Origin of the sequence: Bacillus sp. H1a (assembly GCF_000633475.1) — a bacterium.
GTDB classification, from domain to species: Bacteria; Bacillota; Bacilli; order Bacillales; family Bacillaceae_G; genus Bacillus_A; species Bacillus_A paramycoides.
The window spans coordinates 108,115-131,977 of record NZ_AYMH01000003.1; the positions used below are offsets into that span (position 1 = coordinate 108,115).

General features: G+C 35.1%; 24 protein-coding genes, 2 pseudogenes and 1 riboswitch. Of the genes and pseudogenes, 3 read left to right on the top strand and 23 right to left on the bottom strand.

Going from position 1 to position 23,863, the window contains the following annotated elements; all coding sequences use genetic code 11:
- Positions 1-121: 121 nt before the first annotated feature.
- The 5 genes and pseudogenes from U860_RS31070 to U860_RS31075 form a co-directional block, all read right to left on the bottom strand.
- Positions 122-696 (bottom strand): annotated as a pseudogene (locus U860_RS31070) (hypothetical protein); the annotation flags it as partial.
- A gap of 514 nt (positions 697-1,210) precedes the next feature.
- Positions 1,211-2,260 carry a type 2 isopentenyl-diphosphate Delta-isomerase gene (gene fni / locus U860_RS0102235; protein WP_025147241.1) on the bottom strand — a complete coding sequence of 350 codons (1,050 nt, stop codon included), beginning with the start codon at positions 2,258-2,260 and terminating at the stop codon, positions 1,211-1,213.
- A gap of 12 nt (positions 2,261-2,272) precedes the next feature.
- Positions 2,273-3,421, bottom strand: coding sequence for a 30S ribosomal protein S1 (gene rpsA, locus U860_RS0102240; RefSeq protein WP_025147242.1), 1,149 nt, complete (start codon positions 3,419-3,421; stop codon positions 2,273-2,275).
- Positions 3,422-3,755: 334 nt separating this feature from the next.
- The gene (gene cmk, locus U860_RS0102245; protein ID WP_002171142.1) at positions 3,756-4,433 is read right to left on the bottom strand and encodes a (d)CMP kinase; all 678 of its coding nucleotides are present in this window, start codon (positions 4,431-4,433) and stop codon (positions 3,756-3,758) included.
- Between the two features lie 130 nt (positions 4,434-4,563).
- The gene (locus U860_RS31075) at positions 4,564-4,737 is read right to left on the bottom strand and encodes a DUF5359 family protein (protein WP_081806583.1); all 174 of its coding nucleotides are present in this window, start codon (positions 4,735-4,737) and stop codon (positions 4,564-4,566) included.
- Positions 4,738-4,949: 212 nt separating this feature from the next.
- Here U860_RS31075 and ansA point away from each other — a divergent pair, with 212 nt between their 5' ends.
- Positions 4,950-5,924, top strand: coding sequence for an asparaginase (ansA, locus tag U860_RS0102255; RefSeq protein WP_071721169.1), 975 nt, complete (start codon positions 4,950-4,952; stop codon positions 5,922-5,924).
- Between the two features lie 33 nt (positions 5,925-5,957).
- Here ansA and U860_RS0102260 read toward each other — a convergent pair whose 3' ends face one another.
- The 12 genes and pseudogenes from U860_RS0102260 to U860_RS0102315 all read right to left on the bottom strand — a co-directional run bounded on the left by U860_RS0102260 (position 5,958) and on the right by U860_RS0102315 (position 15,974).
- A complete protein-coding gene (locus U860_RS0102260) occupies positions 5,958-6,935 on the bottom strand; it encodes a YpdA family putative bacillithiol disulfide reductase (RefSeq protein WP_025147244.1) in 978 nt (325 codons plus the stop codon).
- Positions 6,936-7,044: 109 nt separating this feature from the next.
- Positions 7,045-7,575, bottom strand: coding sequence for an N-acetylmuramoyl-L-alanine amidase (locus tag U860_RS0102265; protein WP_025147245.1), 531 nt, complete (start codon positions 7,573-7,575; stop codon positions 7,045-7,047).
- Between the two features lie 78 nt (positions 7,576-7,653).
- Positions 7,654-7,890 carry a DUF3961 domain-containing protein gene (locus U860_RS0102270; protein ID WP_025147246.1) on the bottom strand — a complete coding sequence of 79 codons (237 nt, stop codon included), beginning with the start codon at positions 7,888-7,890 and terminating at the stop codon, positions 7,654-7,656.
- A 109-nt stretch (positions 7,891-7,999) separates the two neighbouring features.
- Positions 8,000-8,179, bottom strand: a pseudogene (locus U860_RS36210) (hypothetical protein).
- A gap of 96 nt (positions 8,180-8,275) precedes the next feature.
- The gene (gene gudB, locus U860_RS0102280; RefSeq protein WP_002171137.1) at positions 8,276-9,562 is read right to left on the bottom strand and encodes an NAD-specific glutamate dehydrogenase; all 1,287 of its coding nucleotides are present in this window, start codon (positions 9,560-9,562) and stop codon (positions 8,276-8,278) included.
- 355 nt (positions 9,563-9,917) lie between these two features.
- Entirely contained in the window at positions 9,918-10,526 is a 609-nt protein-coding gene (locus U860_RS0102285) for a genetic competence negative regulator (protein WP_025147247.1), read from the bottom strand.
- 77 nt (positions 10,527-10,603) lie between these two features.
- Positions 10,604-11,479: a MerR family transcriptional regulator gene (locus U860_RS0102290; protein ID WP_025147248.1), complete on the bottom strand. Its 876-nt coding sequence runs from the start codon at positions 11,477-11,479 to the stop codon at positions 10,604-10,606.
- Positions 11,479-12,255 carry a metallophosphoesterase gene (locus tag U860_RS0102295; RefSeq protein WP_025147249.1) on the bottom strand — a complete coding sequence of 259 codons (777 nt, stop codon included), beginning with the start codon at positions 12,253-12,255 and terminating at the stop codon, positions 11,479-11,481. Before U860_RS0102295 ends, U860_RS0102290 begins: the two co-directional genes overlap by 1 nt.
- A 73-nt stretch (positions 12,256-12,328) precedes the next feature.
- The gene (locus U860_RS0102300; protein ID WP_025147250.1) at positions 12,329-12,808 is read right to left on the bottom strand and encodes a LysM peptidoglycan-binding domain-containing protein; all 480 of its coding nucleotides are present in this window, start codon (positions 12,806-12,808) and stop codon (positions 12,329-12,331) included.
- Between the two features lie 22 nt (positions 12,809-12,830).
- The gene (locus U860_RS0102305; RefSeq protein WP_002171132.1) at positions 12,831-13,394 is read right to left on the bottom strand and encodes a CPBP family intramembrane glutamic endopeptidase; all 564 of its coding nucleotides are present in this window, start codon (positions 13,392-13,394) and stop codon (positions 12,831-12,833) included.
- Complete coding sequence (locus tag U860_RS0102310) at positions 13,394-14,923, bottom strand: ATP-dependent DNA helicase RecQ (protein WP_025147251.1); 1,530 nt, start codon at positions 14,921-14,923, stop codon at positions 13,394-13,396. Before U860_RS0102310 ends, U860_RS0102305 begins: the two co-directional genes overlap by 1 nt.
- The gene (locus U860_RS0102315; RefSeq protein ID WP_025147252.1) at positions 14,913-15,974 is read right to left on the bottom strand and encodes a helix-turn-helix domain-containing protein; all 1,062 of its coding nucleotides are present in this window, start codon (positions 15,972-15,974) and stop codon (positions 14,913-14,915) included. Before U860_RS0102315 ends, U860_RS0102310 begins: the two co-directional genes overlap by 11 nt.
- Positions 15,975-16,272: 298 nt before the next feature.
- Between U860_RS0102315 and U860_RS0102320 the strand changes: the two genes are divergently transcribed.
- The gene (locus U860_RS0102320; protein ID WP_002171129.1) at positions 16,273-16,521 is read left to right on the top strand and encodes a ferredoxin; all 249 of its coding nucleotides are present in this window, start codon (positions 16,273-16,275) and stop codon (positions 16,519-16,521) included.
- 116 nt (positions 16,522-16,637) lie between these two features.
- On the opposite strand, the gene U860_RS0102325 is transcribed toward U860_RS0102320, so the two are convergent.
- Complete coding sequence (locus U860_RS0102325) at positions 16,638-17,216, bottom strand: ECF transporter S component (RefSeq protein ID WP_002171128.1); 579 nt, start codon at positions 17,214-17,216, stop codon at positions 16,638-16,640.
- A 163-nt stretch (positions 17,217-17,379) separates the two neighbouring features.
- Positions 17,380-17,519, bottom strand: a riboswitch (FMN riboswitch).
- Between the two features lie 247 nt (positions 17,520-17,766).
- Here U860_RS0102325 and U860_RS0102330 point away from each other — a divergent pair.
- On the top strand, positions 17,767-18,453 hold the full coding sequence (locus U860_RS0102330; RefSeq protein ID WP_002171127.1) for a hypothetical protein: 687 nt from the start codon (positions 17,767-17,769) through the stop codon (positions 18,451-18,453).
- A gap of 28 nt (positions 18,454-18,481) precedes the next feature.
- Here U860_RS0102330 and U860_RS0102335 read toward each other — a convergent pair whose 3' ends face one another.
- From U860_RS0102335 to resC, 5 genes are all read right to left on the bottom strand, one after another.
- Positions 18,482-19,096: a peptidoglycan DD-metalloendopeptidase family protein gene (locus U860_RS0102335; RefSeq protein WP_025147253.1), complete on the bottom strand. Its 615-nt coding sequence runs from the start codon at positions 19,094-19,096 to the stop codon at positions 18,482-18,484.
- 84 nt (positions 19,097-19,180) lie between these two features.
- A complete protein-coding gene (locus U860_RS0102340) occupies positions 19,181-19,762 on the bottom strand; it encodes a cob(I)yrinic acid a,c-diamide adenosyltransferase (protein WP_025147254.1) in 582 nt (193 codons plus the stop codon).
- Between the two features lie 140 nt (positions 19,763-19,902).
- The gene (resE, locus tag U860_RS0102345) at positions 19,903-21,678 is read right to left on the bottom strand and encodes a sensor histidine kinase ResE (protein WP_025147255.1); all 1,776 of its coding nucleotides are present in this window, start codon (positions 21,676-21,678) and stop codon (positions 19,903-19,905) included.
- On the bottom strand, positions 21,678-22,394 hold the full coding sequence (gene resD / locus U860_RS0102350) for a DNA-binding response regulator ResD (protein WP_002171123.1): 717 nt from the start codon (positions 22,392-22,394) through the stop codon (positions 21,678-21,680). Before resD ends, resE begins: the two co-directional genes overlap by 1 nt.
- A gap of 302 nt (positions 22,395-22,696) precedes the next feature.
- Entirely contained in the window at positions 22,697-23,854 is a 1,158-nt protein-coding gene (gene resC / locus U860_RS0102355; protein WP_025147256.1) for a cytochrome c biogenesis protein ResC, read from the bottom strand.
- Between the last annotated feature and the right edge of the window lie 9 nt (positions 23,855-23,863).

Here is a 23,863-nt window from a genome sequence, read left to right on the forward strand (position 1 = left end):
ATAACGGGATAACCTCAAATAGACAATACAAAAAGACGGTTTCGATATTGTACGAAACCGTCTTTTTACACAATTATTTTATTAATTTCCATTCATAATATAATTCTTTCGTTTTCGCATTTTAAACTCGATTACTTAACGAGGCACCAATCGTAACTATACCTGTTGGTTTTTTAGAATATGTAATAACATAATACGTATGAAGAGAAGGATCTTTACTCTTCACTTCTACACGTACCTAATCCGTCTCCCCTATTTCATTTACCTTTCGCTCAACCTCTTTTTTCACGCCTACAATATCTTCTTTTCCTTCCTTGATTTTCCTACTTGCAATGGTATTTCCTCGATCAGAAAGTAATACTACTTCAGCATCACTTAAACTCACTTCATTTGGTATATTAAAATAATAAATTACATACGAATCTTCCGATGGGTTATTTTTGTCTCCTCCTAATTCCCTTGGAAAATTAGTGCTTCCATTCCACTTCCCGCATTCACCATTGGATTCCTATACAATTTATTCCCGACTGCGATTACAATATTCGCCGTTTTAATTGTCGATTGTTCTGTTGTTGAACTAGAACCCCCTTCTCTTACATTTGAAGTTAATGAAATTTCAACTTTTTGATTATATCCAGAAATCGCTGTATTTTCTCTTATATTCCGTGCATGGATATTAACATCTTCACTATTATATGCTTCATCGTGATCTGCATCTACAAAATACCCTTTTAATCCCTCAGCAACACTTTCCTTTTCATTTGCACCACTTTCAATAAGACCAGCATACGCGATTAAATCTTTCTTTACCTCGTTATCAGAAAGAGCAATATTTTCATTTTTGACCTCTTCATTTTTTTGCTTTACATCTCTTTTTTCATCGGCTGTAACTTGCTTATCAGAATGACCATTATAGTACAAATAGCCACCCACGCTCATTGTTCCGATAGTAATGACACTTATAATAGAGAGCAATACTTTCTTAATTTTGTCATGTTTGTGGGGAGAAACATGACAAAATTAAGCACCCTCCAATAATTCAGCAGCACATTTTCTACATTTCTTCATTTGTATAACCCCTTTTTTTCAATTGCAGCTTCTCTAAACAATATTTACATATACTTTAATCATAATATAATTTCTCTCTTTTTTTCATTTATAGAATAAGATCTCCCTACTTCATAAAAAAAACAACCGGACGGTTGTTTTTTTATCTCCTGCTATAATGCGCAGTATCAATACCACGCTGCATTAACCAATGATACGTTTCACCTTTTACAACAAGAGGTACAGATTGTAACTCTTCTATCGTCTTCGCACCAAGAGCCGTCATGATAAATTTCAAATCCGTATGCAATAGATCGATTTCATCAATTAACTTCTCGACACCATCTTGTATTAAAATACGTAAAAAGTATCCAGCAAACGCCGTCGTATTCGCCCCTAATGCGATTGCCTTTGCCACGTCAAACGCTGTTTGTATGCCCCCAGATGCAATAAGAGAGAGGTTATTATTTGTAGAGGTTACTTCAATGATCGAGGTAGCTGTTTGTATGCCCCAGTTATTAAAATAAGAAAGCATTCGCTGTCTTCTTTCGTTTTCAACAGCAGCAAAGTTCGTACCACCTTGTCCGCCGATATCAACCGCTGTAACACCTATATTTGCTAACTGTTGCACCGTTTCCTTACTCATCCCAAAACCTACTTCTTTGACAATGACAGGAACTTTACTCTTTAGAACAATTTGCTCAATTCGCTGAAGTACCCCCGTAAAATCACGGTCTCCTTCAGGCATCGTTAACTCTTGTATAACATTTAAATGAATTTGCAGTGCGTTTGCTTCAATCATATCAACGGCACGCTCTGCCTGTTCAACAGTTGCCTCACTACCCAAATTAGCAAAGAAAATACCATTTGGGTTTACCCTTCTAATGATCTTATAAGAGGCCGCCTCACTTTCATCTTTTAACGCTGCCATTTGCGAACCTACAGCCATAGCAAGTTTGTGATGTTTCGCTACATATGCTAATTGCTCATTAATATGTAACGTTTGCTCTCCACCACCACCAGTCATCGCATTGATAAAAATCGGCGAACTTAGTGAAAGTTCGCCGATTTTTGTTTCACATGTTACACTATCAACAGTTGAGTTTGGCAAACTTTGATGCACAAACTCAATGTCATGAAAGCCATGTGTACGAGACTGTCCAGTGGAAAGAGCGTATTCAATATGATCTAATTTACGTTTTGCCCTTACCACTTGTACCCCTCTTTATTTCTTTAATTTTTTCAGTTGTTCACCGATAATATCACTTAATTGGAACGTTGCAGAATCAGAATTCGGCTCGTATTGGCTATAATCTTCTACTACATTATTTTCTTCAAGCGCTTCTTTTATGCTTAAAGAAATACGTTTTTCTGCCACGTGTACTTCAAGTACTTTAACCGTTACTTCCTGTCCCATTTCTAGTACTTCATTTGGATTTTTCACATGACGATTTGCAATTTGAGATACATGCACTAGACCTTCAACGCCAGGTAAAATTTCAACGAATGCACCGAATGTAACAAGACGTTTTACCACTCCCTCGCGAATATCTCCAGCTTTTATTTCACTAGCAACATTTCCCCAAGGTCCTGGCTGAGCCGCCTTAATTGATAAAGAAATACGCTGTGTATCTGCATCAACAGATAACACTTTCACCTTTACCTTTTGACCTTGCTCTAATACTTCAGAAGGTTGTTCCACACGTTCGTGTGAAATTTGTGAAATGTGAACTAAACCGTCCACACCGCCTACATTTACGAATGCACCAAAATCAGTTAATCGTTGTACTGTTCCCTCTACGATATCTCCTTCTTTCAACGAAGAAATCGCTTCTTTTTTCTTAGAATCTAGTTCTTGTTCTACTACCGCTTTATGCGAAAGGATAACACGATTTTTTTCACGGTCTAATTCAACAATTTTCACCGCTAACGCTTTCCCTTTATATTCAGTAAAATCTTCTACATAATGCACTTCTACAAGTGAAGCTGGAATAAAGCCACGAACACCAAGATCCACAACTAAACCACCATTCACGATATCCTTTACAGTAACATCAAATACATGACCTGAAGTAAATTTCTCTTGTAATTCTACCCAAGCTTTTTCTGCATCAACAGCTCTCTTAGATAATACAAGATCATCATCTTCTAATTTAATAATTTTTAATTCAAGAGTTTGATCTAATTCTACAACATCGCTTGCTTTTTCAATATGAACGTTAGCTAATTCACTAATTGGAATCACACCATCTGTTTTGTATCCAATATTTACAAGAACTTGTTTCTCTTCAACTTTCGTTACAGAACCTGTAACAACGTCACCAACTTGTAATTCTTTTGAATTCATAACTTCTTCATTCATTTTTTCTACCATGGAAATACCTCCCTACAGAATTGACAAAGCATTTTTATGTATATACGAAATGAAAACTAATGTTTTCATTTGCATGTTATAAGAATTTATCATCACATACTCATTTTCAATACATTTTACAAGAAAATCTATTAAACCTATATAAATAGTATACAGCAAAATCGTCTTGAATAAAGTATGTTTTGAAATATAATAGCGAATATATTCTGACAGTTTTATTCCTCTCTAACTAACTTCTTATAAATCGACTCATTTGTCAAGACAAGCGACTCATAATTCACTTATCCTTTACAATTCTAAACAAACAAAAAAGAAAGAGGATTATCCTCTTTCTTTATTTTGCAAACACCCCTGAAACAATCCCCATAATTTTTTGAACAACTTCTTCAATTGATAAAGAAGTTGTATCTAACTCCAATGCATCATCGGCTTTTTTTAGAGGAGAAACTTCACGCTCTGAATCTAATTTATCGCGCTGAGCAATTTCTTCTTTTAACTGCTCTAAATTAGAATCGAAACCTTTATTCATATTTTCTAAATGTCTTCTTTCCGCTCTTTCTTCTACAGAAGCAAGCATAAAGATTTTCACTTCAGCATCTGGTAGTACATGTGTACCAATGTCACGGCCATCCATTACTACACCGCCTTTTTTAGCTAATTCTTGTTGGCGACGTACCATTTCTTCACGAACAAGACGATGTTTTGCCACTATAGATACTCGATTCGTCACATCAGGCGTACGAATAACCTCAGAAACATCTTGTCCATTTAAAAATACAAGTTGCGTATTTTCTCCTTGCTGAAATTCAATATTCACATTTTTTACAACTTCCATTAACTTTTCTTCATTTTCAATATCCACTTTTTGTTCAAGGGCTGCATATGTAATAGTACGGTACATTGCACCTGTATCAATGTAAACATATGAAAGTTTTTTTGCAACAACTTTTGCAACTGTACTCTTTCCAGCAGCCGCTGGACCATCTATAGCAATCGAAATTCGCTTATCCATTGTAACACCTCATTTTTTACTTATAATACAAAACGAAAAGCAGGTATTCGCTCCCTGCTTCTTCTCGTTTGCTTCACGTCATTAAATCCTCAATTATTGTAGCATAATCCATCATAGAAGAAAATGAAAACTACTTATTCACCTTTAAGATTTCCGCCTTATTTTTCGTGACGACACCTTCGTAATAAACAATTTTTGATAAATATTTCACTGAAGATTTATGTATAAAGAGTAGCTGTATAACAGAAAGACAAATAAATTGAATTAGCAATATACGAATAAATATTTTCTCCACTTTTTTCAAAACACTCACTCCTTTTCCCTCTATACTCACGCATCTGATTTCATAAATTTATATAAACAAAACTCCACCTAATAGCCACTTCGCGCAACGCACATGAAGTAATTAAGTTTATTGTCATTTTCTAAGCGTACTTTTATACATTTTCATTGTCGAATTTACTCAAAACATGTTATGTTCTAAATGTATTTTTCAACTTGAAAGGGGCATAAGCATTGAAAAGAATCCTAGTTTTACACACAGGTGGAACAATTGCAATGGAGGAAGATAAAGAAACTGGGGTCGTACAACCAGGCGAAAAAAATCCTCTTTTAAAATTTATTCCTGATTTAGAAGGCGATGTTGATTTAATTGTTGAAGATGTGTTCCATCTTCCATCTCCTCATATGACTCCTAGCGAAATGCTACAATTACAAGTCATCATTGACGAAAGAGCAAAACAAGACGATATTCATGGCGTAGTCATTACGCATGGTACGGATACATTAGAAGAGACAGCTTATTTTCTTGATTTAACAGTGCAAGCAACTATTCCAATCGTTGTGACAGGGGCAATGCGTTCTAGTAACGAATTAGGTGCTGATGGTCTATACAACTTCTTATCCGCTGTAAAAGTTGCTAGTAGTAATGAAGCTGCTGAAAAGGGCGTTTTAGTTGTATTAAATGATGAAATACATTGCGCAACAAATGTAACAAAAACACATACAAGTAATGTTGCGACATTCCAAAGCCCGCAATACGGACCCATCGGTATGGTAACGAAACGTGGTGTTGTTTTCCATCATGCTTTAGTGCATCACGAAACATATACAATACGACAAATCTCTAAAAACGTTGTCGTTCTAAAAGCATACGCAGGTATGGATGATACATTATTATCAGCAATCGAATCACTACCAGTAGACGGAATTGTTATCGAAGCGCTCGGACAAGGTAATTTACCTCCAAGAACACTCCCTAGTCTAGGACGATTAATAGACAAAGGAATTCCGGTTGTATTAGTTTCTCGTTGCTTCAACGGTATCGTTCAAGACGTATACTCTTATGAAGGTGGCGGAAAACAATTAAAAGATATGGGCATTGTTTTCACATATGGCTTAAACGCTCAAAAAGCACGAATTAAATTACTAGTCGCACTAGAGAATACAAATTCTCACGAAACAATCCAAAACATGTTTATGCACGAATAAAAAGAAGCTGTCGAGGTTTTCGACAGCTTCTTTTTATTGTCTTGATGCAATGGTTTGCGCAATCGCATCTCCATGGAATCTTCCGTTTTCGATAAATATTTCATTTGCATTATTTCCCGCAGCAATTACACCTGCAATAAAAACATTTTCAGCGTTTGTTTCCATACTGTCTTCTGTATAAATCGGGCGCCCTGTTTCTTCATCAATCCGAACTCCCATTTTTGTTAAGAAGCTGTGATCCGGATGGTAACCAGTCATAGCAAATACAAAATCGTTTTGAATTGTATGCGCCTTACCCTCTACTGTATATGTTAACGTATGTTCCGTAATTTCTTTTACATGCGCATGAAAATGCATTTGAATTGTTCCATTTCGTACTAATGCCTCAAATTCCGGCAAAATCCATGGCTTAATACTCGGTGAGTATTCCCCACCACGGTATAACACCGTTACACGTGCACCCGATTTAACAAGTTCTAACGCCGCATCTACACTTGAATTTTTACCACCTATTACAACGACATCTCGATCAAAATAAGGATGTCCTTCTTTGAAATAATGAGCTACTTTTTCTAGCTGCTCGCCAGGTACATTCATATAATTCGGATTGTCATAATATCCAGTCGCTACAACAATGTACTTCGCCACATATATTTTTTTACTTCCATCACGCTTCGTCGTTTCAACTTTAAAAACATCACCATCTTTTTGGACTTGTTCTACGCGTTCAAATGCATTTACACGCACCGACTTACGTTTTACTACTTCACGATAATATGCAAGTGCTTGATTACGAACTGGTTTACGGTTCTCTGTAATGAAAGCAACTTCACCAATTTCTAATTTTTCACTAGAAGAGAAAAATGTTTGATGGGTTGGATAATTATAAATTGCATTTACAATGTTTCCTTTTTCAATTACTAACGGATTTATCCCTACCTTTTGTAGCGAAATTGCCGCTGCTAATCCACATGGGCCGCCTCCAATAATAATAGCTGTTTCTTTTTGCATACTCGGTTCACTCCTAGTCTTCTGCCTCTACTCTATTTATATAAACAAGAAAAAACCTACTTACAGCAGTAGGCACCTATCTTTATTGTATTCATTTTTCTTATATTTGTCATCTAAACGAAACGTACATCCGATAGACATCTGCTAAAAACTGCTGAAATTTTATTCCTTGTTGCCCTAATACATTTTCAGGATCAATTTTCCGAGTAGGATCAAGTGTTTTATGTGACACAATATCTTTTTTCGGATTCAAACCGAAATTTTGACATAAATAAGCGTGATACCATGTAAAACGGTTATACGCTTCCCAAAAGTTAATCTCTCCCCCATAACAAAGTTCAACTCCAATAGCAACCTTATTCGCATCATAACCATACAAATCATTATCAGTCGGTGCATTATACCTAACATGATATGCCACTTCATTTATCGGAATAATTTCTAATATTGTTTTGTCATCTATAAATGTATGCGCTGAAGCTTTCGGTTGTATTTCATTAAAGTAATCCCGATTCCCTATCGCATTGCTACCAGGATTCCCGGTATCATGACTAACAATAAATCTTACCTTTGAAAGAGGAATTCCTGGCCGTGAAGTTCCGTATCCAATATAGTTGCGCTCTATAGGGAACATCGCCATCGCTATCAACTCCGCTCTAAAAAATTACCTTTCTTCCTTATATATGTATTCGGTGACAATGTCCATATAGCATATTTCTTACGCGAAGAGAAAATCGAAAATATTTGATGTGAACACCATAAATAATAAAATACTTACAGCTACTCCATAAAAACCGTAAAACCAAACACAATCTTCTTTCGTATCTAAACCGAAAAACTTATTTACTGATTGTAATAATGTACCACGCTTACTATGTTTATTTCGTAAAACTTCCACTCGTTCTACAACATCCGCTGGCATCATAAATCTTTGGTCTACTGTCATTTTCATCATTTATCTCTCCTTAAAATCATTTCCGTTTTGTTTATCTAAGGAAAGTATAGCACGTTTGTTCGCTAGGAACAAGTGTTCTTTTTTATTTTTCATTCTATTTTTCACCAATCTACGTAATAATTCCAAATACTACAGCGATAATCTGCCCTACAACAACCACTCCAAAAACAAAATGTAATAGACCCTCTCCAATAATCCGAATGACACTAGTTCTCTGAGCATTTTTAGTTCTTCCTAGCTCCCTTTCTAATTGTTTTACTCTTTCTTCTAATTAACCTACTTAATCCATTATTTCATTGTTCCTATTCAACACCTCTAACTAGTAACTTCAACAAAAAACGCGATTCCCTCGAAAGGAAATCACGTTTTCTCAAAACATTATATATTATACCCAACCTCTGAAGCGACTAGCCTCAGCCATTTTACGAACACCAACCATGTACGCAGCTAAGCGCATGTTAACTTTACGAACTTGTGATGTTTCATAAATTGAATCAAATGATCTTACCATTACTTTTTCTAAACGTTGTTCTACTTCTTCCTCAGTCCAGTAGTAACCTTGGTTATTTTGTACCCACTCAAAGTAAGATACTGTAACGCCACCAGCACTTGCTAATACGTCTGGAACAAGTAAAATACCACGATCTGTTAAGATTTTTGTTGCTTCTAATGTAGTTGGACCATTTGCAGCTTCAACTACAATTTTCGCTTTAATCTTATCAGCATTTTCTTCTGTAATTTGGTTCTCAATTGCAGCTGGCACTAAAATGTCGCAATCAAGTTCTAACAGTTCTTTGTTTGAAATTGTATTATTAAATAGTTTTGTTACGGTACCGAAGCTATCGCGACGATCTAACAAGTAGTCAATATCTAATCCGTTCGGATCATGTAGTGCACCGTAAGCATCTGAAATTGCAATTACTTTCGCGCCTGCATCATGCATAAATTTAGCTAAGAAGCTACCCGCATTACCGAATCCTTGAACAACAACGCGTGCACCTTTAATATCAATGTCACGTTTTTTCGCAGCTTCACGAATACAAATTGTTACACCTTTCGCTGTCGCTGTTTCGCGTCCGTGTGATCCACCTAATACAAGTGGTTTACCTGTAATAAATCCTGGTGAATTAAATTCATCAATTCGGCTATACTCATCCATCATCCATGCCATAATTTGTGAGTTTGTAAATACGTCTGGAGCTGGAATATCTTTTGTTGGACCAACGATTTGGCTAATTGCTCGTACATAACCACGGCTTAATCTTTCTAACTCACGGAATGACATTTCACGTGGGTCACAGATAATTCCACCTTTACCTCCACCATATGGTAAATCAACAATACCACATTTTAAACTCATCCAGATTGAAAGTGCTTTCACTTCATTTTCTGTTACGTTTGGATGGAAGCGAATTCCACCTTTCGTTGGACCAACAGCATCATTATGTTGTGCACGATATCCTGTAAATATTTTAACAGTCCCGTCATCCATACGAACTGGAATCTTCACCGTCATCATACGAACTGGTTCTTTCAATAATTCATATACTTCGTTTGGATAACCCAATTTTTCTAATGCTTCATTAATAACAATTTGTGTTGAATTCAACAATTCAAAATGTTGTTCCCTTTGTTGTTGTGTTTTCGTTTGAGTTCCCTTTTCGGCTACCATAGTAAGTAAACCCCCTGTAATTTCACTTGTTTAGTAAACCTTCATTGCCTAGTATACACCGTTAAATTTGGAATGCAATAGAAAACGCTAACAAAAATATACAAACTATTTTATATTGCAAGCGTTTTCACTATTATTATAGTCCTTTTATTGCTTTTAGAGAAGTAAAATACTTAAATATTTAAATATTTTTTAATTTCATCAAAATATAGTGCGATAAAATAAATATTTAACCAAGAAAAATTAATTAAGTATTTGCAAATAGATCAGCTATTCTTCTTGTCCCCTCAGTTTTCAAAACTTTAGATTTCCCTATCCTTTTCAGGATAAAAATAAAACCTCAAGCTACTTTACATTAGCTGAGGTTTTGTTTTTTCACAAAGTAATTGTATATTTGTTCAACTGCTTGAGAATCCATTAACTCCTTACCATATTCCATGATGCGGTAAATGGTTGCTGTAGATGAATTACCGTATTCCGCTAAAATAGCTATAAAATCCGCCTTCAGTAATTGAAATTGCTCTTCTTCTTCTATCCAAAGATAAAACCGCCCATCCCACGTATACAACTTTCCACCAGTTACACCAAGGTTATATAAGCGATTTGACAAATTGATTACATCATCCAATGTCGCAAACTCGTAAAGTATATGCTCACTTTCATCAAGAGTCACTTGCATTTCAATAAACTCGTCACGGAACTCATCTTCTGTGTCCATTTCGTGATTTTCTTTTGTTACAATTACAACCATCCCTTGCGCTTGTAGAGAAAATACTTCAACAGCAATCGGACCATCCGCTTCAAATCCTAATTCTTTATTCGCTTCTTGCATCATATCACGGAATAGCTGCTGTACTTTCGGTGCGTTTCTCCACAAATCTTCTTTCGTTAATCCTCGTTCAGATAAATCATCAAATGTTAGGAAAATTTTTATCTTATTGTAATTTAAACGTTCCAGCCTCATCTCATACCCTCCCTACGTAACCATTGAATCTAATTTTTATTATATGAAATAGAAAATAGATGGTTCTTTCCGAACAACTATTCTGATAATTTTAACCATCCATCCCATTCTTCTTTTGTGTTGCCAATTAGGACATTTTGAAGATTTAATTGACCTTGAACACCTTTTCTCCCTATAAAACCAACAGAGAGGTTTTTATTTTTTTCCTGCAACAAATCAATGAATCTCACTGCCTTCTCAAGTTCTCGTTCATCATCAAAAGATATAAACAAATATTTAGGTCGTAATTGTTCAATGGCTAGTATAATACCTTCTTCATCTAAACTTGTCCCAATATACATCGCTTGATATCCTTTTAAACGTAAATACGTCGCGAAAATAAATCCTTTTAATATATTATTTTCTAAAACGAAAACTTTGTGTGCGGAAGGCTGCAGTGACGCATTATGATAAACCATACCTAGACGTGTTTGCAAGAATGATACTACATATTTGAATTGTGACATTGTAATCTCATTATTATTTTTTAAAACTAACAATTTGTTTGTCACTTGAAGGATGATGCTTGTAATGACTTTTTCTGCTGAATATATACTAAAAGCTTCGTTTAATAATGCAGAAGTTGTAATTTCATCAAATTTTAACAAAGCTTGTAGTATATCGTCCACTAAAACAACTTCTTTATCGTAAAGATTTTCTTTTTGAACGTTATTCTGCAACCGATTCCCTTCTAATAACTGAACTGCTTGTCCAATCATCATACCCTCAGAAACTTTGTCCATTAACCATTTCAAAATTTTGATATGCTCTTCTGTATATAGACGATGCCCCGCATGATTCCGCTTTGGAGCAATAATATGATAGCGTCTTTCCCATGCACGAAGTGTACTCGGCTGAATTCCGAGTATATTTGAAACAGCTTTTATATTATATTTTCCATTTAAAGTTGGCATTATTTCCCCCTGCATAGCGTAATGATATGTGTTTGGGAAGGTGCCCGAAAACGAAGAGGGAACAAAGTTGTTCCATACCCATTACTAACAAAGAGAGTCGTATTTGAATGCTTATATACGCCCCCCTTTAAATGCTTTTTAGACGGGAACAATCGAATCTGTCCTCCATGTGTATGCCCACTTAGCACGAGCGAAATTCGTTCTTTCCCAGACATTTTTTTTATTATATCAGGGTTGTGACTAATTAAAATGCGCAAACCCTCTTCTTTGCAATCTGCCAACGCTAAATCTAAACGATCCCGTTCTAATCCAACGTCATCTACACCGAGTAAGCAAATCTTCTCACCTGATTCAGATTCAAATACAACTCGTGTATTATCTAAAACCTTCACGTTATTTTCTAACAATAAAGCATCTAATTCGTGATATTCAATTTCATAATCATTATTTCCCCACACAAAATATACAGGAGCTACTTCTCTTAGTTTTTGAATATTTAAAGAGATTTGCGATAAAGGTACGCCCTTTTCCGCTAAATCGCCGCCAATAATTACGAAATCTACTTTTCCTTTTACTTGTTCAATTAGCGAGTTAGAAATGATCCTTCTATGAATATCCGAAATAAAAAAAACATTAACTTTTTGAAAACTTGCCGGAAATTCTTCGAATACTAGAGTATGTTCCAACACCGTATTACGCATCGCTTCTTTATACATTCCAAGAAGACATACAAAACCAACGCATATGAGAGTACCTAATAATATAATCCATGACATATATTTTTTTACTCCCCCTCCTCGTAAAGTATAGTCCATAATTTTTATATCCAGCTATGAATCACTTATTTTACTAGCTCTCTTGTTTCGTGGACTTATCTTTAATAGGAATTTTTAATTCTTGCCCTACTTTCACTTTATCTTCTTGTAAATTATTATATTTTTTAATCACTTCAATCCCAGTTTCATCTGAAAAATATTGCTTCGCTATACTTTCTAACGTTTCTCCCTCTTTCACAGTATGAGTTGCTACTTTCTCAGACTGCTTCTGAGATTCAGTCTTAGCTGAATCAAAGAAAATTACTTCAAACGCACTTTTTCCAGCATTATTACTATCACTTTTCACCTGTATATATTTATCTGTATACCATAGAATACCAATAGGTAACAATATGAATAGAAATGTTAACACTCGGACGAAAATATGATTCATTTTAAATTTTGGTTTTTTTTCTTTATTTCTACGAATTTCACTACGCGGCGGTAAACCTTCATCTTCTTCCACTCGCTCAACTTCTAATTCCTCTTCAAAATCAGGAATTCGTTTTCTCATGTTGTTCACCACCACCTTCCATTTATTTTCTTAATTGAAGCCCCATTATAAAATCAACAAGAAAGTGTGCAAAGATTGTTATAAACAAATTTCCTGTCCACTCAAATACATAACCAAAAACAAAACTAATAAAGCAGACAAAACAGAACAAAAAAGGCTTCGTTATATATCGAATATGTAACACAGCAAAAATTAAACTCGCTATTACAATTCCAAAATGAGTCTGCATTACACCTCTAAATAAAAATTCTTCAGCAAAACCAATAATAAACGTAATGACGAGTAAATGCATGACAGAAATCCCTTGAAACATTCTATCGTTAATGCCACCGTCATCAAACCAAGACTCTGGAAACACTCTCATTGCAATATAATCTAATAACACAATACCAATCGCTAACAAACCACCTATTACAAGTATGGAAACAGGTTCCCATTTCCACAAACTATAAACTTCTTTCTTATCTTGAAATAATATATATGCTAGTAAACAACCGATACCAATAATAATTAATTGTGTTATGTAGAGATTCAGCCTTATTTCCCTCGGACTCATATCTTCAACATTATGCCTTTGAATGTTCATCATTCCTCCATCTTTTCTAGGCCGAAAAGCTTTTGTAACTCTGTTTCCCAATTATAGTCGAAAATTGATTGTTGCGCTCGTCTTTTTTTATAATCCGTTTTTGTAATACCACAGTAATCACAACAGTTTTTTAACTCTTGGTCTTTTCTATAACCGAATTGTTGTAATAAATATTCACGTCTACACCCTTGAACTTGTATCCATGACTTCATATTTTCTAGCTGACTATATTTATTACGCAATCTCACTTCCACTTCCGCTATTAATCTGTACATTATTTCATCTGACAAGCTCTCTAGCATAAGATTTCGCTGTTGTATGATTCCAAGATGTTCAAGATGATAGCGGATGAAACGCCAATATTGTTCACTAAATCCTGCTGCATCATAACAAATTCCTTCTACATCTTCTATTGGTAATGCTTTCATTTGAAACATTCTTTCTTGTAGTAACGAAAATAAAAATTGTATTTGCGACTTACTTGGCAATTCATCTTCAATGATTGAAATTGGCAAATCATGATCCATTGGGCTACATAATAAAATGGCTATACTCGGTTCGCCATCTCTTCCAGCTCTTCCGATTTCTTGTAAATAGGAAGCTACATTTGTCGGATAATGAAAATGAATAATATATCTCGTATTCGACTTATTTACTCCCATCCCAAAAGCACTTGTACATATTACAAGCTGCAATTGATCATTCATAAACTGTTGTTGAATTAACATACGCTCTTCGTGTTCCATACCACCATGATAAAAAGCTACACCTGTAACCCCTTTTCCTCTTAAATACTCAGTTAAACGCTCTGTCCATGCCCTACTTGAACAATAAACAATACCCGGTCCTTGTAAGTACATTACATGCTCAAAAAGCGCCTCTTTTTTTTCTTCTATCGTCTCCACAAATTGTACTTCCATCGCAATATTTGGACGATCAATTGAGTATACATGCTCAGCGACATTTTTTAGACTTAAACTCTCCGCTATATCTCGTAGGACATCCTTTGTCGCGGTCGCCGTTAATGCTAGTACCGCTGGAGATCCGATACTCTCAATTACTTGATCTAACTTTTTATAATCCGTCCGAAAATCATAGCCCCATTGTGAAATACAATGAGCCTCATCTACGACAAACAATGAAATATGAATTCCCTTCAATTCTCTTATTAACAATTCCGACTGCAACATCTCTGGTGATACAAAAATAAATTTATAAAAAGCTAGCTTTTTCATAGCCTCTCTTTTTTCACTTAACGTCCGAAAACTATTAAATGCAATAACTCGATTTTTCACAACATGCTTTAATTGCATAACTTGGTCTTCCATTAAAGATAATAATGGTGATACAACAAGCACCGTTCCCTCTTGCATAAGCCCCGGAAGTTGATAGCACATGGACTTCCCCCTTCCAGTCGGAAGCATTGCTATAACATCTTTTCCTTCCAATAGGTCCGTAATAACTTCCTTTTGTCCCGGACGAAATTCAGAATATCCAAACCACTTATATAAATATTCCTCAAGCTTCATTTATACCCTCCATCCGTGCCAATACAAGACGGACTTCAAAATAAGAGATTTCCTCCCCAACCGCTTGCTTCAACACACGCAATTTACGTGTTTGTAATGCTTCAATTACTTTTGTTACTTTTTCTATTTTGTCTTTTTCCATAAACATCTCAATAGAAAATTCTTTTTCTCGTAAAGCAATTTCTACAAAATGATCTTCTATTGTTGCAACCTTCAAATTCCTAATTGTTGCTATTTCTTCTAAAGAACGCCCTTGTCTCCAAAGATTGTATGTTCTTTTCGTCGACAAGCTAAACAAATCAGCTCTCTCATTTGGATAAGATATAATTTCAGCTAATAATGGAAACTCATTTTCTTTATTGCGAACTTCTTGAATAAAGAAGTGAATTGTACCCCAAAATAAAAAATGCACTCGAAATACATCTTGTTTCGTAATTTCCGCTAATTGTTGTACAGTACAACCAATACGTTCATAGCCAGTTAAACGATATGTTACAATTGTCGCCTCTACTGGATTACTTTTTTCTAAAAGACCATGTATTTCCTTCCACAATCTTTGAGCCAATTCACTCCTCACATATGGAATTCCAGTGAGAAAACGTTTCACCCACATCATTATTTCTGTATCTTGTTGAATTGGAATAAATTTCGTATTCGCCTGTTGTAAATTCGAAATAGTTTGGACAATTAATGATAATCTCTTCCAAAACGTTGCACCTAATTCACCATAGTGTAAACCATGTAAATACGTCGGAAAAGCAAATACATCTTCCCATTTGTTTAATTGTATTTTACCAGTAGTCGTTAACACGTATGTATTTTCATGTATAGCTTGAACCAACTCCGCTTGTAACAACTTTGAAACTTCTCGATCATAATCAGCTCTATCTAATGATTTATATATCCCAAACAAAAAAGAAATTCGGAACATATTACCATCTTGTAATGTTTGCGAAGATCGCTTTCCTTTTAATAAATAATAAATAGAAGAAACGGTTCTTTCACCATTCAATTGTTTTAAACAATATAATAAAGTATATTGTAGCTGCATTACCGCTTCCACCCTTCAATATAACTTAATTTCTTTTTCAGTATGATTACACGTTTACTGTTACTAATTAAACTTATCATATTCGCGCTCTATACTTGTATATATTCTATTGTATCAAACGTAGTAACATTTAAGTATTTTGGAAATCTTATGAAATAATTCAAAAATAAGTTGACACTCTAATTGATAAGCATTATCATTATAATTTTATGTTGAAAAGTTTTAAAAACCGTTTTACAATAAAGTTATAATTTTTATGGCGAACTTTTCACATACATATTATCAGGAGGGAAAAAAGATGGCAAAATATACAATCGTTGATAAAGATACTTGTATTGCATGCGGTGCTTGCGGAGCTGCTGCACCAGACATTTATGACTATGATGATGAAGGTATTGCATTTGTAACATTAGATGATAACCAAGGTATCGTTGAAATTCCAGATGTATTAGTTGAAGATATGATGGATGCATTCGAAGGTTGTCCAACTGACTCAATTAAAGTTGCTGACGAATCATTTGATGGCGACGCTTTAAAATTCGAATAGTCGTTTATTAACTTCAAAAAAACCCCCTCCTAAATATGAGGGGGTTTTTTTGTTCACTCTTTCATTTCCCTTAACAAAAAACCATCAGCAGTAATACTGCCGATGGTTTAATATTTTCAAGCGTTTTTCATCTTTGCAAATACCCATACTTTCAGGCGTGAAAATAACGCTACAAATACAATCGTCACAACAATTCCTTTAATTATATTAAACGGTAATATAGCCGTTATAATAGTTTGCCGCATAACATCACTAGACATAGCTGGTGAATTTAAAAACCAAGTGTACGCTGGTAAAATAATGAAGTAGTTTAACACACTCATAATAACCGTCATAGTAATTGTTCCTAACATTAATCCTGTAGTTAAACTTTTTACTGAACGATACTTTCGGAATAAGAATGCTGCCGGACCTATAAATAAACATCCCGCTATAAAGTTCGCTATTTCTCCAACTGGCACTCCCGTTAAACTCCCTTGAATTCCATAGTATAAAACATTTTTAATAGCTTCTACAATTACTCCTGCAATCGGACCAAAAATAATCGCTGCAATTAAAGCTGGTACATCACTAAAATCAATTTTTAAAAATGGCGGAAGCCCTGGGAATGGGAAGTCCAACATCATCAGTAAATATGCAATACTACTTAGCATCGCCACACTCACCATCTGCACTACACTGTTTTTTTGTTTCATCTTTCTCTCTCCTTTTCCATCGATCTTCTCATGGAAAGTGGAAAGGTTCTGCTATGCCTATTTTTTCATAGAACGAAAAAACCCCTTGTGATTTACACAAAGGGAGAATTTCAAGGCACATCAAACAGACGCTCAAATACTTATCTTTTTTGAACGCTTGAACCTCCATCTTCTCCCATCCAGACTATACTGTCGGCTTTGGAATCACACCAAATCCTGCCTTAACGGCTCGCGGGCTTAGAACGACATCATTAACTGTTCATCACCGCCGGTCGGGATTTTCACCCTGCCCCGAAGATAGACCGATATTCTATTTTCTCCTTCATTATACAACAACATGATCGTATTGTGAACTAAAAAAGTGTAACTTATTATAAATAAGTTTCCTACTTTAAGTATATGTGATGGACTAAAAAATATTTTACAATACAACCCATATTTTTTATAATTCGGTATTTCTCTTATGAATCCCCTAGTCATATATAGTTAAAAGTGATAAGATGTTGAATTGTTAAGATAAGAACATTTTCTGAATTATGGAGGAAATGTCATGAAGAAAGAGAAAAGACACTCTATTCGAGAAGCAATGAAAAAAAACTTAAGAAAAGAATACTTTTACTTAAAAAAGGAATTGCTTTTCTACTGTCCAATTGATTTAGGCACATTCTCAAGTGAGACATACTACGCTACTTTTGATCAAGATGGCATAAGTATTTATCAGTATGATAAAAAAACAGAAAGTAAATTAAAATTGTGTGAGCGTCATCCATGGAAAAGTTGGAATAAAGTGAAAGTTGATCACTATTTGACAACTTCTCAATTTATTTTCCAAGGTGAGCGAAATTGGATTTTATCCCTTTTCCAAAAAGGAAAAGAAGCTCAAAAAATAATTGAGGAACATACATCTTTACAAACAGAAGTTGTTTCCCGTTCTTTTTTCAAAAAACTTCCTGGTTTCCGTTCTAATACACCATTGAATAAATACATCGGCAGCATTTGTTACACTGCACTTATTGCATTTTTATTAAAATGGATGATTCCATTTCAAGCACCACAAATCGCCCTGTATTCTATTTCAATTGGCTTTATGCTTCTTGGCTTACTTTGTCTTACAATCGGTTTAATCGAACCAACTATTGTACTGTTTCGGACAAAAGAAAAAACAAGAACAAAAGTCTTTTACTTATATAGCTACTTAGCTATTTCTGGATTTATATGTGTCTTTATTTTTTGGTAAAAAAAGAGCTAGTTTGACTAGCTCTTTTTTAATCAACGTATAATTGTTGATTCGGATAGATTCGCTCTTGTTGCAATCCATTTCTCACTTTAATTTCATCAACTGTCATACTAAATTTCCGAGCAATGCTGACTAAAGTATCACCTTTTTGTACGACATATAATGATGATGACACGACTTGATTTTTTTGTTCATTTAAAACAAGCAACGGATTCATCGCATTCCTTTTCTCCATCGTCCATCTTCCTTGATGCACTTCTAAATGTAAATGCGCGCCTCGCGATTCTCCTGTATTACCGACCTCTCCAATTAGCTCTCCTTTTGAAATATTATCCCCTTGAACTACATATCTCTTATTTAAATGCGCATAAACAGCCTCGTATTCTCCATGTTTAATAAACACAACATTCCCATAACTACTTGAAAAATAAGACCTCGTCACCTTACCATTTTGAATAGCCGCAACAGGTGTTCCAATAGGCGCAGCTATATCAATACCATAGTGCTTCCCATGCCTTGTCCCAAAATAATCACTTATCCGCCCTTCAACAGGCCATATCCACTGATTTTCTTCAGCGTAAACATGTAATTGAGATAAAAATAATATACTCAATAGCATCACGCTACATTTTAACGCTTTCATATACATCCTCCGTTTTCTAATAACCATCATACCTTCTCTATTGTGGTATATTACAGAAAAAAGTATACAAAAAAAGAAAGTGAATTACTCCACTTCCTTTTCTTCTTTATCACGAAAAACAATTGCACTGCGGTTATATTCCACATCTTTCACTTGTAAACGAGCATTTATTACTCTAGCAATCGCAAAGAAATAGTCAGATAACCTATTTACATACTTAAGGACAATTTCATTTATTTCTCCTTCTTTTTGCAATGACACGATGCAGCGTTCCGCCCTTCTTATAACTGTACGTGCAATATGGATAGTGGCCGACGCCTCGCTACCGCCTGGTAAAATAAAACGCTCTAACGTCGGTGCTTCTTCTATATACGAATCAATCCTTCTTTCTAAATACTCGACCATTTCTACCGTTACTTTATAAGGAATTTTTTGCTCAACTACCGCTAAATCTCCTCCACAATCAAATAGTTCATGTTGAATATTTTCAAGTTCATTATAAATGTCACGAAAGCGTTCTTCTTGCAACTTAGTCATCGCATATCCGATATGAGAATTCGCCTCATCAATTGTGCCATAGGCTTCTACACGTATATGATCTTTATCCACTCGACCACCTATTACACTTGTTTTCCCTTGATCTCCTGTTTTTGTATATAGTTTCATTTCATTACGACACCCCTCTTATTATTTTCAGTTCTAATCAATATAGAAAAAGTTCTACTATTCTTTATTTAATTGAACTTACAAAAAAATAAAAAACAGTAGAACTTTTATTAATCATCATCCTTAAAGAACATGTATATCTAAATTAAACGATTCGGTAAATATACAGAGAATGTAGTTCCTTCTCCAACAACACTCGATACAGAAATTTTACCATCATGCCCTTGAACAATATTTTTAGCAATCGCAAGCCCTAATCCAGTTCCAACTTTATTCCCGCGCGTTCTCGCTTTATCAGCTTTATAGAATCGATCGAACAAGAATGGAATATCTTCTTCTGGAATACCAGCACCTGAATCTTGCACTTCGAAAGTAAGGCCATTATTTTTCGTATCAATTACAAGTGCAACATGCCCACCTGCATTCGTATGACGGATTGCATTATCAATTAAATTCGTCAACACTTGTTCCATACGGTCTGCATCAAACGGGTATTGTTCAATTGGACTTTGGAAATCAACTGTTAATTGGACTTCTTTATCCTTTGCAATCCCTTGGAATTTACGGCCAATTTTTTCGACAAATGGATGAATATCTACTTCACCTATATGTAACTCTACATGACCACTTTCCATACGAGCTAAATCTAATAACTCATTTACAAGTTTACCTAAACGAACAGATTCATCATAAATAATTTGGACAAACTCATTAATTTCTTCTTTCGTTTGCACAATATCATCTAAAATTGCTTCACTATACCCTTGAAGCATTACCATCGGTGTACGTAGTTCATGTGAAACATTCGCAATAAAGTCTTGACGCATCTTCTCCAGACGACGTTCTTCCGTCATATCTCGCAGTACTGCTACAGCTCCACGAATTTTCGTTTGGTTGTAAAGTGGTGTCATAAGAACTACGTAGTTACCTTTTTGCAAATTAATTTCAACAACTTGCTGTTGTTCGCTTTCTACAACAAGATGGAATAATTCAACAAGTTCAGAAGGCAATTTTTTACTCAATTCTAATTCTTTTTCTTCTTGCCAAACTTGTAAGAAATGTTCTGCCGGTGGGTTGATAACAACGACTTCACCTTCTTGATTTAACGTAATAACACCATCAGCCATACTACTCAAAATGCTAGTTAACTGCTCTTTTTCTTGTTGCAATGCATTCATATTAAACTTCAACTGCTTTCCCATTTGATTTAAAGCAGTTGCAAGCTCACCAATTTCGTCCTGAGACACCATAGGAGCTTTCGTATCAAACTTCCCGCGCGCCACCTCAAAAGCAACCTCACGCATTTTACGGAGCGGTGCTGTAATTCGAGTAGATAAGAAAAATGCAAAGAAAGTTGTTAAAATAATCGCAATCCCGGCTGATAAGAAAATAAAATCAGTTGTTCTCTCCATCCCTTGTATTGGAACTTGCAAAGATTCATATACAAACACAGCACTTTGATTTTTTGACTGCACTGGTTTCCCGACGATCATAATATCATTTTCAGTGTTTTTATTCTTCCTACTATTAGAAGCTTTTCTAATGTTATTCTTAATTTCCTTTTTATCTGTAAAAACAGCTGCTAATTCTTTATCACTTTTCAAATCATCTATTGTAAGAGTAACTAATCCTTCTTGTTTCGGCGAAGAAGAAATTTCCTTACCATCTTCTACAATAATAATCCTTGAAAGTGGATCAGAAAATTTGTAAGCGATATTTTCAATCGTTCTTACATCGGCACCTTCTTCAATTAACTCTGTGACACTTGTTGCAACTTTCTGAAGCCTAGCTTCACTCATATCAACATAATACGTTCTAAAAAACTGCGAAAGTAAAATAGCAACAAATCCAAGAACAAACGAAACGAGAAGTAATATGGTCATCCATAACTTCCCTACTACACTTCTCCAAAGCATCAGTCGTTCACAACCTCAAACTTGTAACCTACGCCCCAAACCGTAACGATCATCTTCGCTGCATCAGGTGATTTTTTACTTAGCTTTTCACGCAAACGCTTTACATGTGTATCAACTGTACGTAAATCTCCGAAGAATTCATATTGCCATACTTCTTTTAGCAATTGCTCACGATCGAATACCTTATCAGGGGCTTTCGCTAAGAATAATAGTAATTCATATTCTTTCGGCGTTAAGTTCACTTCATTGCCATCTGCTGTAACACGGTGTGCATCGTTATCAATTGTTAAATGTGGGAACACAGTAACATCTTTCGTCGTTGTATCTTGTGTAAAGAATGTTGTTGGTACAGCACGACGTAATACCGCTTTCACACGAAGCACTACTTCACGCGGGCTAAACGGCTTTACAATATAATCATCTGTCCCAACTTCAAATCCTTGTACCCTATTTACTTCCTCACCTTTTGCTGTCAGCATAATAATTGGTGTTGCTTTCTTCTCACGAATTCCTTTACACACTTCAATACCATCTTTGCCAGGCATCATAATGTCTAATAGGATTAGATCATAATCATTTTGTAACGCCATTTCTAAAGCTGTATCACCATTATCTGCTTCTTCAATTGTGTATTGTTCTCTTTCTAAATACATTTTCAATAAACGACGAATACGATCCTCATCGTCTACAATTAAAATTCTTGATTCATTTTCCATTTCTACCCGTTACGTATTTTAACGCAACGGTTTACACCTACCCTTCTACAATATGATGCTGCACCTATTCTCGTTTAACAAAGCATATCTTTAAACGTTCCACTTTCCATATTATACTTCACAAGAATAATAAATTTTGTTCATTTTTTTTCCAAAACTATGTATTTTTTTTGAACAGTATATTTGGTCCTCGACATCATTTTACAAAATCAACCGCTACTTTGTCATGTTTTTCTCAAAAAAGAAGAAAAGTTGACAAAAATAAAATAGGAAAGTGACATGCACTCTCCTATTTTATTTCTCTATGCATATGAATGTAAACCCGCGATAATTAAGTTTACTACAATAAAGTTAAACATAATGATTGCAAAACCAATTACTGCAAGCCAAGCGGATTTCTCTCCATGCCACCCTTTAGATAAACGTAAATGTAATACCGCAGCATAAAAGAGCCAAGTAATAAGCGCCCAAACTTCTTTTGGATCCCAACCCCAAAAGCGCGTCCACGCTATTTGAGCCCAGATCATTGCAAAGATTAATGCCCCTAATGTAAACACCGGGAATCCAATTGCAATAGACCGATACCCAATTTCATCTAACAAATCACTATTCGTATTCTTTACTAACGGCTGAAGTGCTGCTGATACTCGTTTGCGCAAAACAAGTCTTAATACAATATAAAGTAGTGTTCCGACTATTACTGACCAAATAACAGTATTTAATTTTTTCGCATTTACAAACGCTGGAACCTCCACTGTTGGCTCTAACTTATTTTCTGTCATTAACTTCCCTTCATGTGGTCCCACTAAAGCTGGAAGGTTATACTTCATCTCAACTTGTTGTTCATTTTTATCAATCCATTGAAACTTCGCTTCGTATTTCATACTAGAGAATACCGTTGTTACTGCAATAAATCCAACAGTACAAACAAGTGTGAAAACTACCGTTTCTAACCAAAATGTACGTTTACTTCTCGTTGATTGATCTACATTTTTCAATAAATACATAACGCCCGTAATAAAACTAATTGCTAAGATCGCTTGTCCTGCTGCTGCAGTCGTCACGTGAATATGTAACCAATTACTTTTTAAAGATGGAATAAGCGGGGATATCTCCCTCGGGAACATACTTGCATAAGCAATTAATAAAAGCGCAACTGGTAATGCAAATAGTCCGATTATACTTACGCGGTACATAAAATACATCACAATAAATGCTCCGACAAGCATCATACCGAAAAATGTACCAAACTCAAAAAAGTTACTAACTGGCGCATGCCCTGATGCAATCCACCTTGTAACAAAATATACTGTTTGTGCAATAAACCCTAATATTGTTATAATTATACCTACATTTGCCCACCTATGACCTTTTTCTTTGATTGCTCCGCCAAAAAATAGAGTTGCAATTAAATATAAGATGAAAGCGGCAAACAGAAAATTACTACTTATTTGCACCATATCGTTTCC

Coding starts and splice junctions, on each gene's coding strand:
- U860_RS0102335 (WP_025147253.1), bottom strand. CDS start 19,096: ATGAAAGCGTTAAAATGTAGCGTGATGCTATTGAGTATATTATTTTTA.
- U860_RS0102330 (WP_002171127.1), top strand. CDS start 17,767: ATGAAGAAAGAGAAAAGACACTCTATTCGAGAAGCAATGAAAAAAAAC.
- U860_RS0102265 (WP_025147245.1), bottom strand. CDS start 7,575: ATGGCGATGTTCCCTATAGAGCGCAACTATATTGGATACGGAACTTCA.
- gudB (WP_002171137.1), bottom strand. CDS start 9,562: ATGGTAGCCGAAAAGGGAACTCAAACGAAAACACAACAACAAAGGGAA.
- U860_RS0102300 (WP_025147250.1), bottom strand. CDS start 12,808: ATGAGAAAACGAATTCCTGATTTTGAAGAGGAATTAGAAGTTGAGCGA.
- U860_RS0102270 (WP_025147246.1), bottom strand. CDS start 7,890: ATGATGAAAATGACAGTAGACCAAAGATTTATGATGCCAGCGGATGTT.
- resE (WP_025147255.1), bottom strand. CDS start 21,678: ATGCTTTGGAGAAGTGTAGTAGGGAAGTTATGGATGACCATATTACTT.
- U860_RS0102320 (WP_002171129.1), top strand. CDS start 16,273: ATGGCAAAATATACAATCGTTGATAAAGATACTTGTATTGCATGCGGT.
- U860_RS0102310 (WP_025147251.1), bottom strand. CDS start 14,923: ATGAAGCTTGAGGAATATTTATATAAGTGGTTTGGATATTCTGAATTT.
- U860_RS0102305 (WP_002171132.1), bottom strand. CDS start 13,394: ATGAACATTCAAAGGCATAATGTTGAAGATATGAGTCCGAGGGAAATA.
- U860_RS0102340 (WP_025147254.1), bottom strand. CDS start 19,762: ATGAAACTATATACAAAAACAGGAGATCAAGGGAAAACAAGTGTAATA.
- resD (WP_002171123.1), bottom strand. CDS start 22,394: ATGGAAAATGAATCAAGAATTTTAATTGTAGACGATGAGGATCGTATT.
- resC (WP_025147256.1), bottom strand. CDS start 23,854: ATGGTGCAAATAAGTAGTAATTTTCTGTTTGCCGCTTTCATCTTATAT.
- U860_RS0102325 (WP_002171128.1), bottom strand. CDS start 17,216: ATGAAACAAAAAAACAGTGTAGTGCAGATGGTGAGTGTGGCGATGCTA.
- U860_RS0102295 (WP_025147249.1), bottom strand. CDS start 12,255: ATGTCATGGATTATATTATTAGGTACTCTCATATGCGTTGGTTTTGTA.
- U860_RS0102285 (WP_025147247.1), bottom strand. CDS start 10,526: ATGAGGCTGGAACGTTTAAATTACAATAAGATAAAAATTTTCCTAACA.
- U860_RS0102290 (WP_025147248.1), bottom strand. CDS start 11,479: ATGCCAACTTTAAATGGAAAATATAATATAAAAGCTGTTTCAAATATA.
- U860_RS0102315 (WP_025147252.1), bottom strand. CDS start 15,974: ATGCAGCTACAATATACTTTATTATATTGTTTAAAACAATTGAATGGT.
- cmk (WP_002171142.1), bottom strand. CDS start 4,433: ATGGATAAGCGAATTTCGATTGCTATAGATGGTCCAGCGGCTGCTGGA.
- rpsA (WP_025147242.1), bottom strand. CDS start 3,421: ATGGTAGAAAAAATGAATGAAGAAGTTATGAATTCAAAAGAATTACAA.
- U860_RS0102260 (WP_025147244.1), bottom strand. CDS start 6,935: ATGCAAAAAGAAACAGCTATTATTATTGGAGGCGGCCCATGTGGATTA.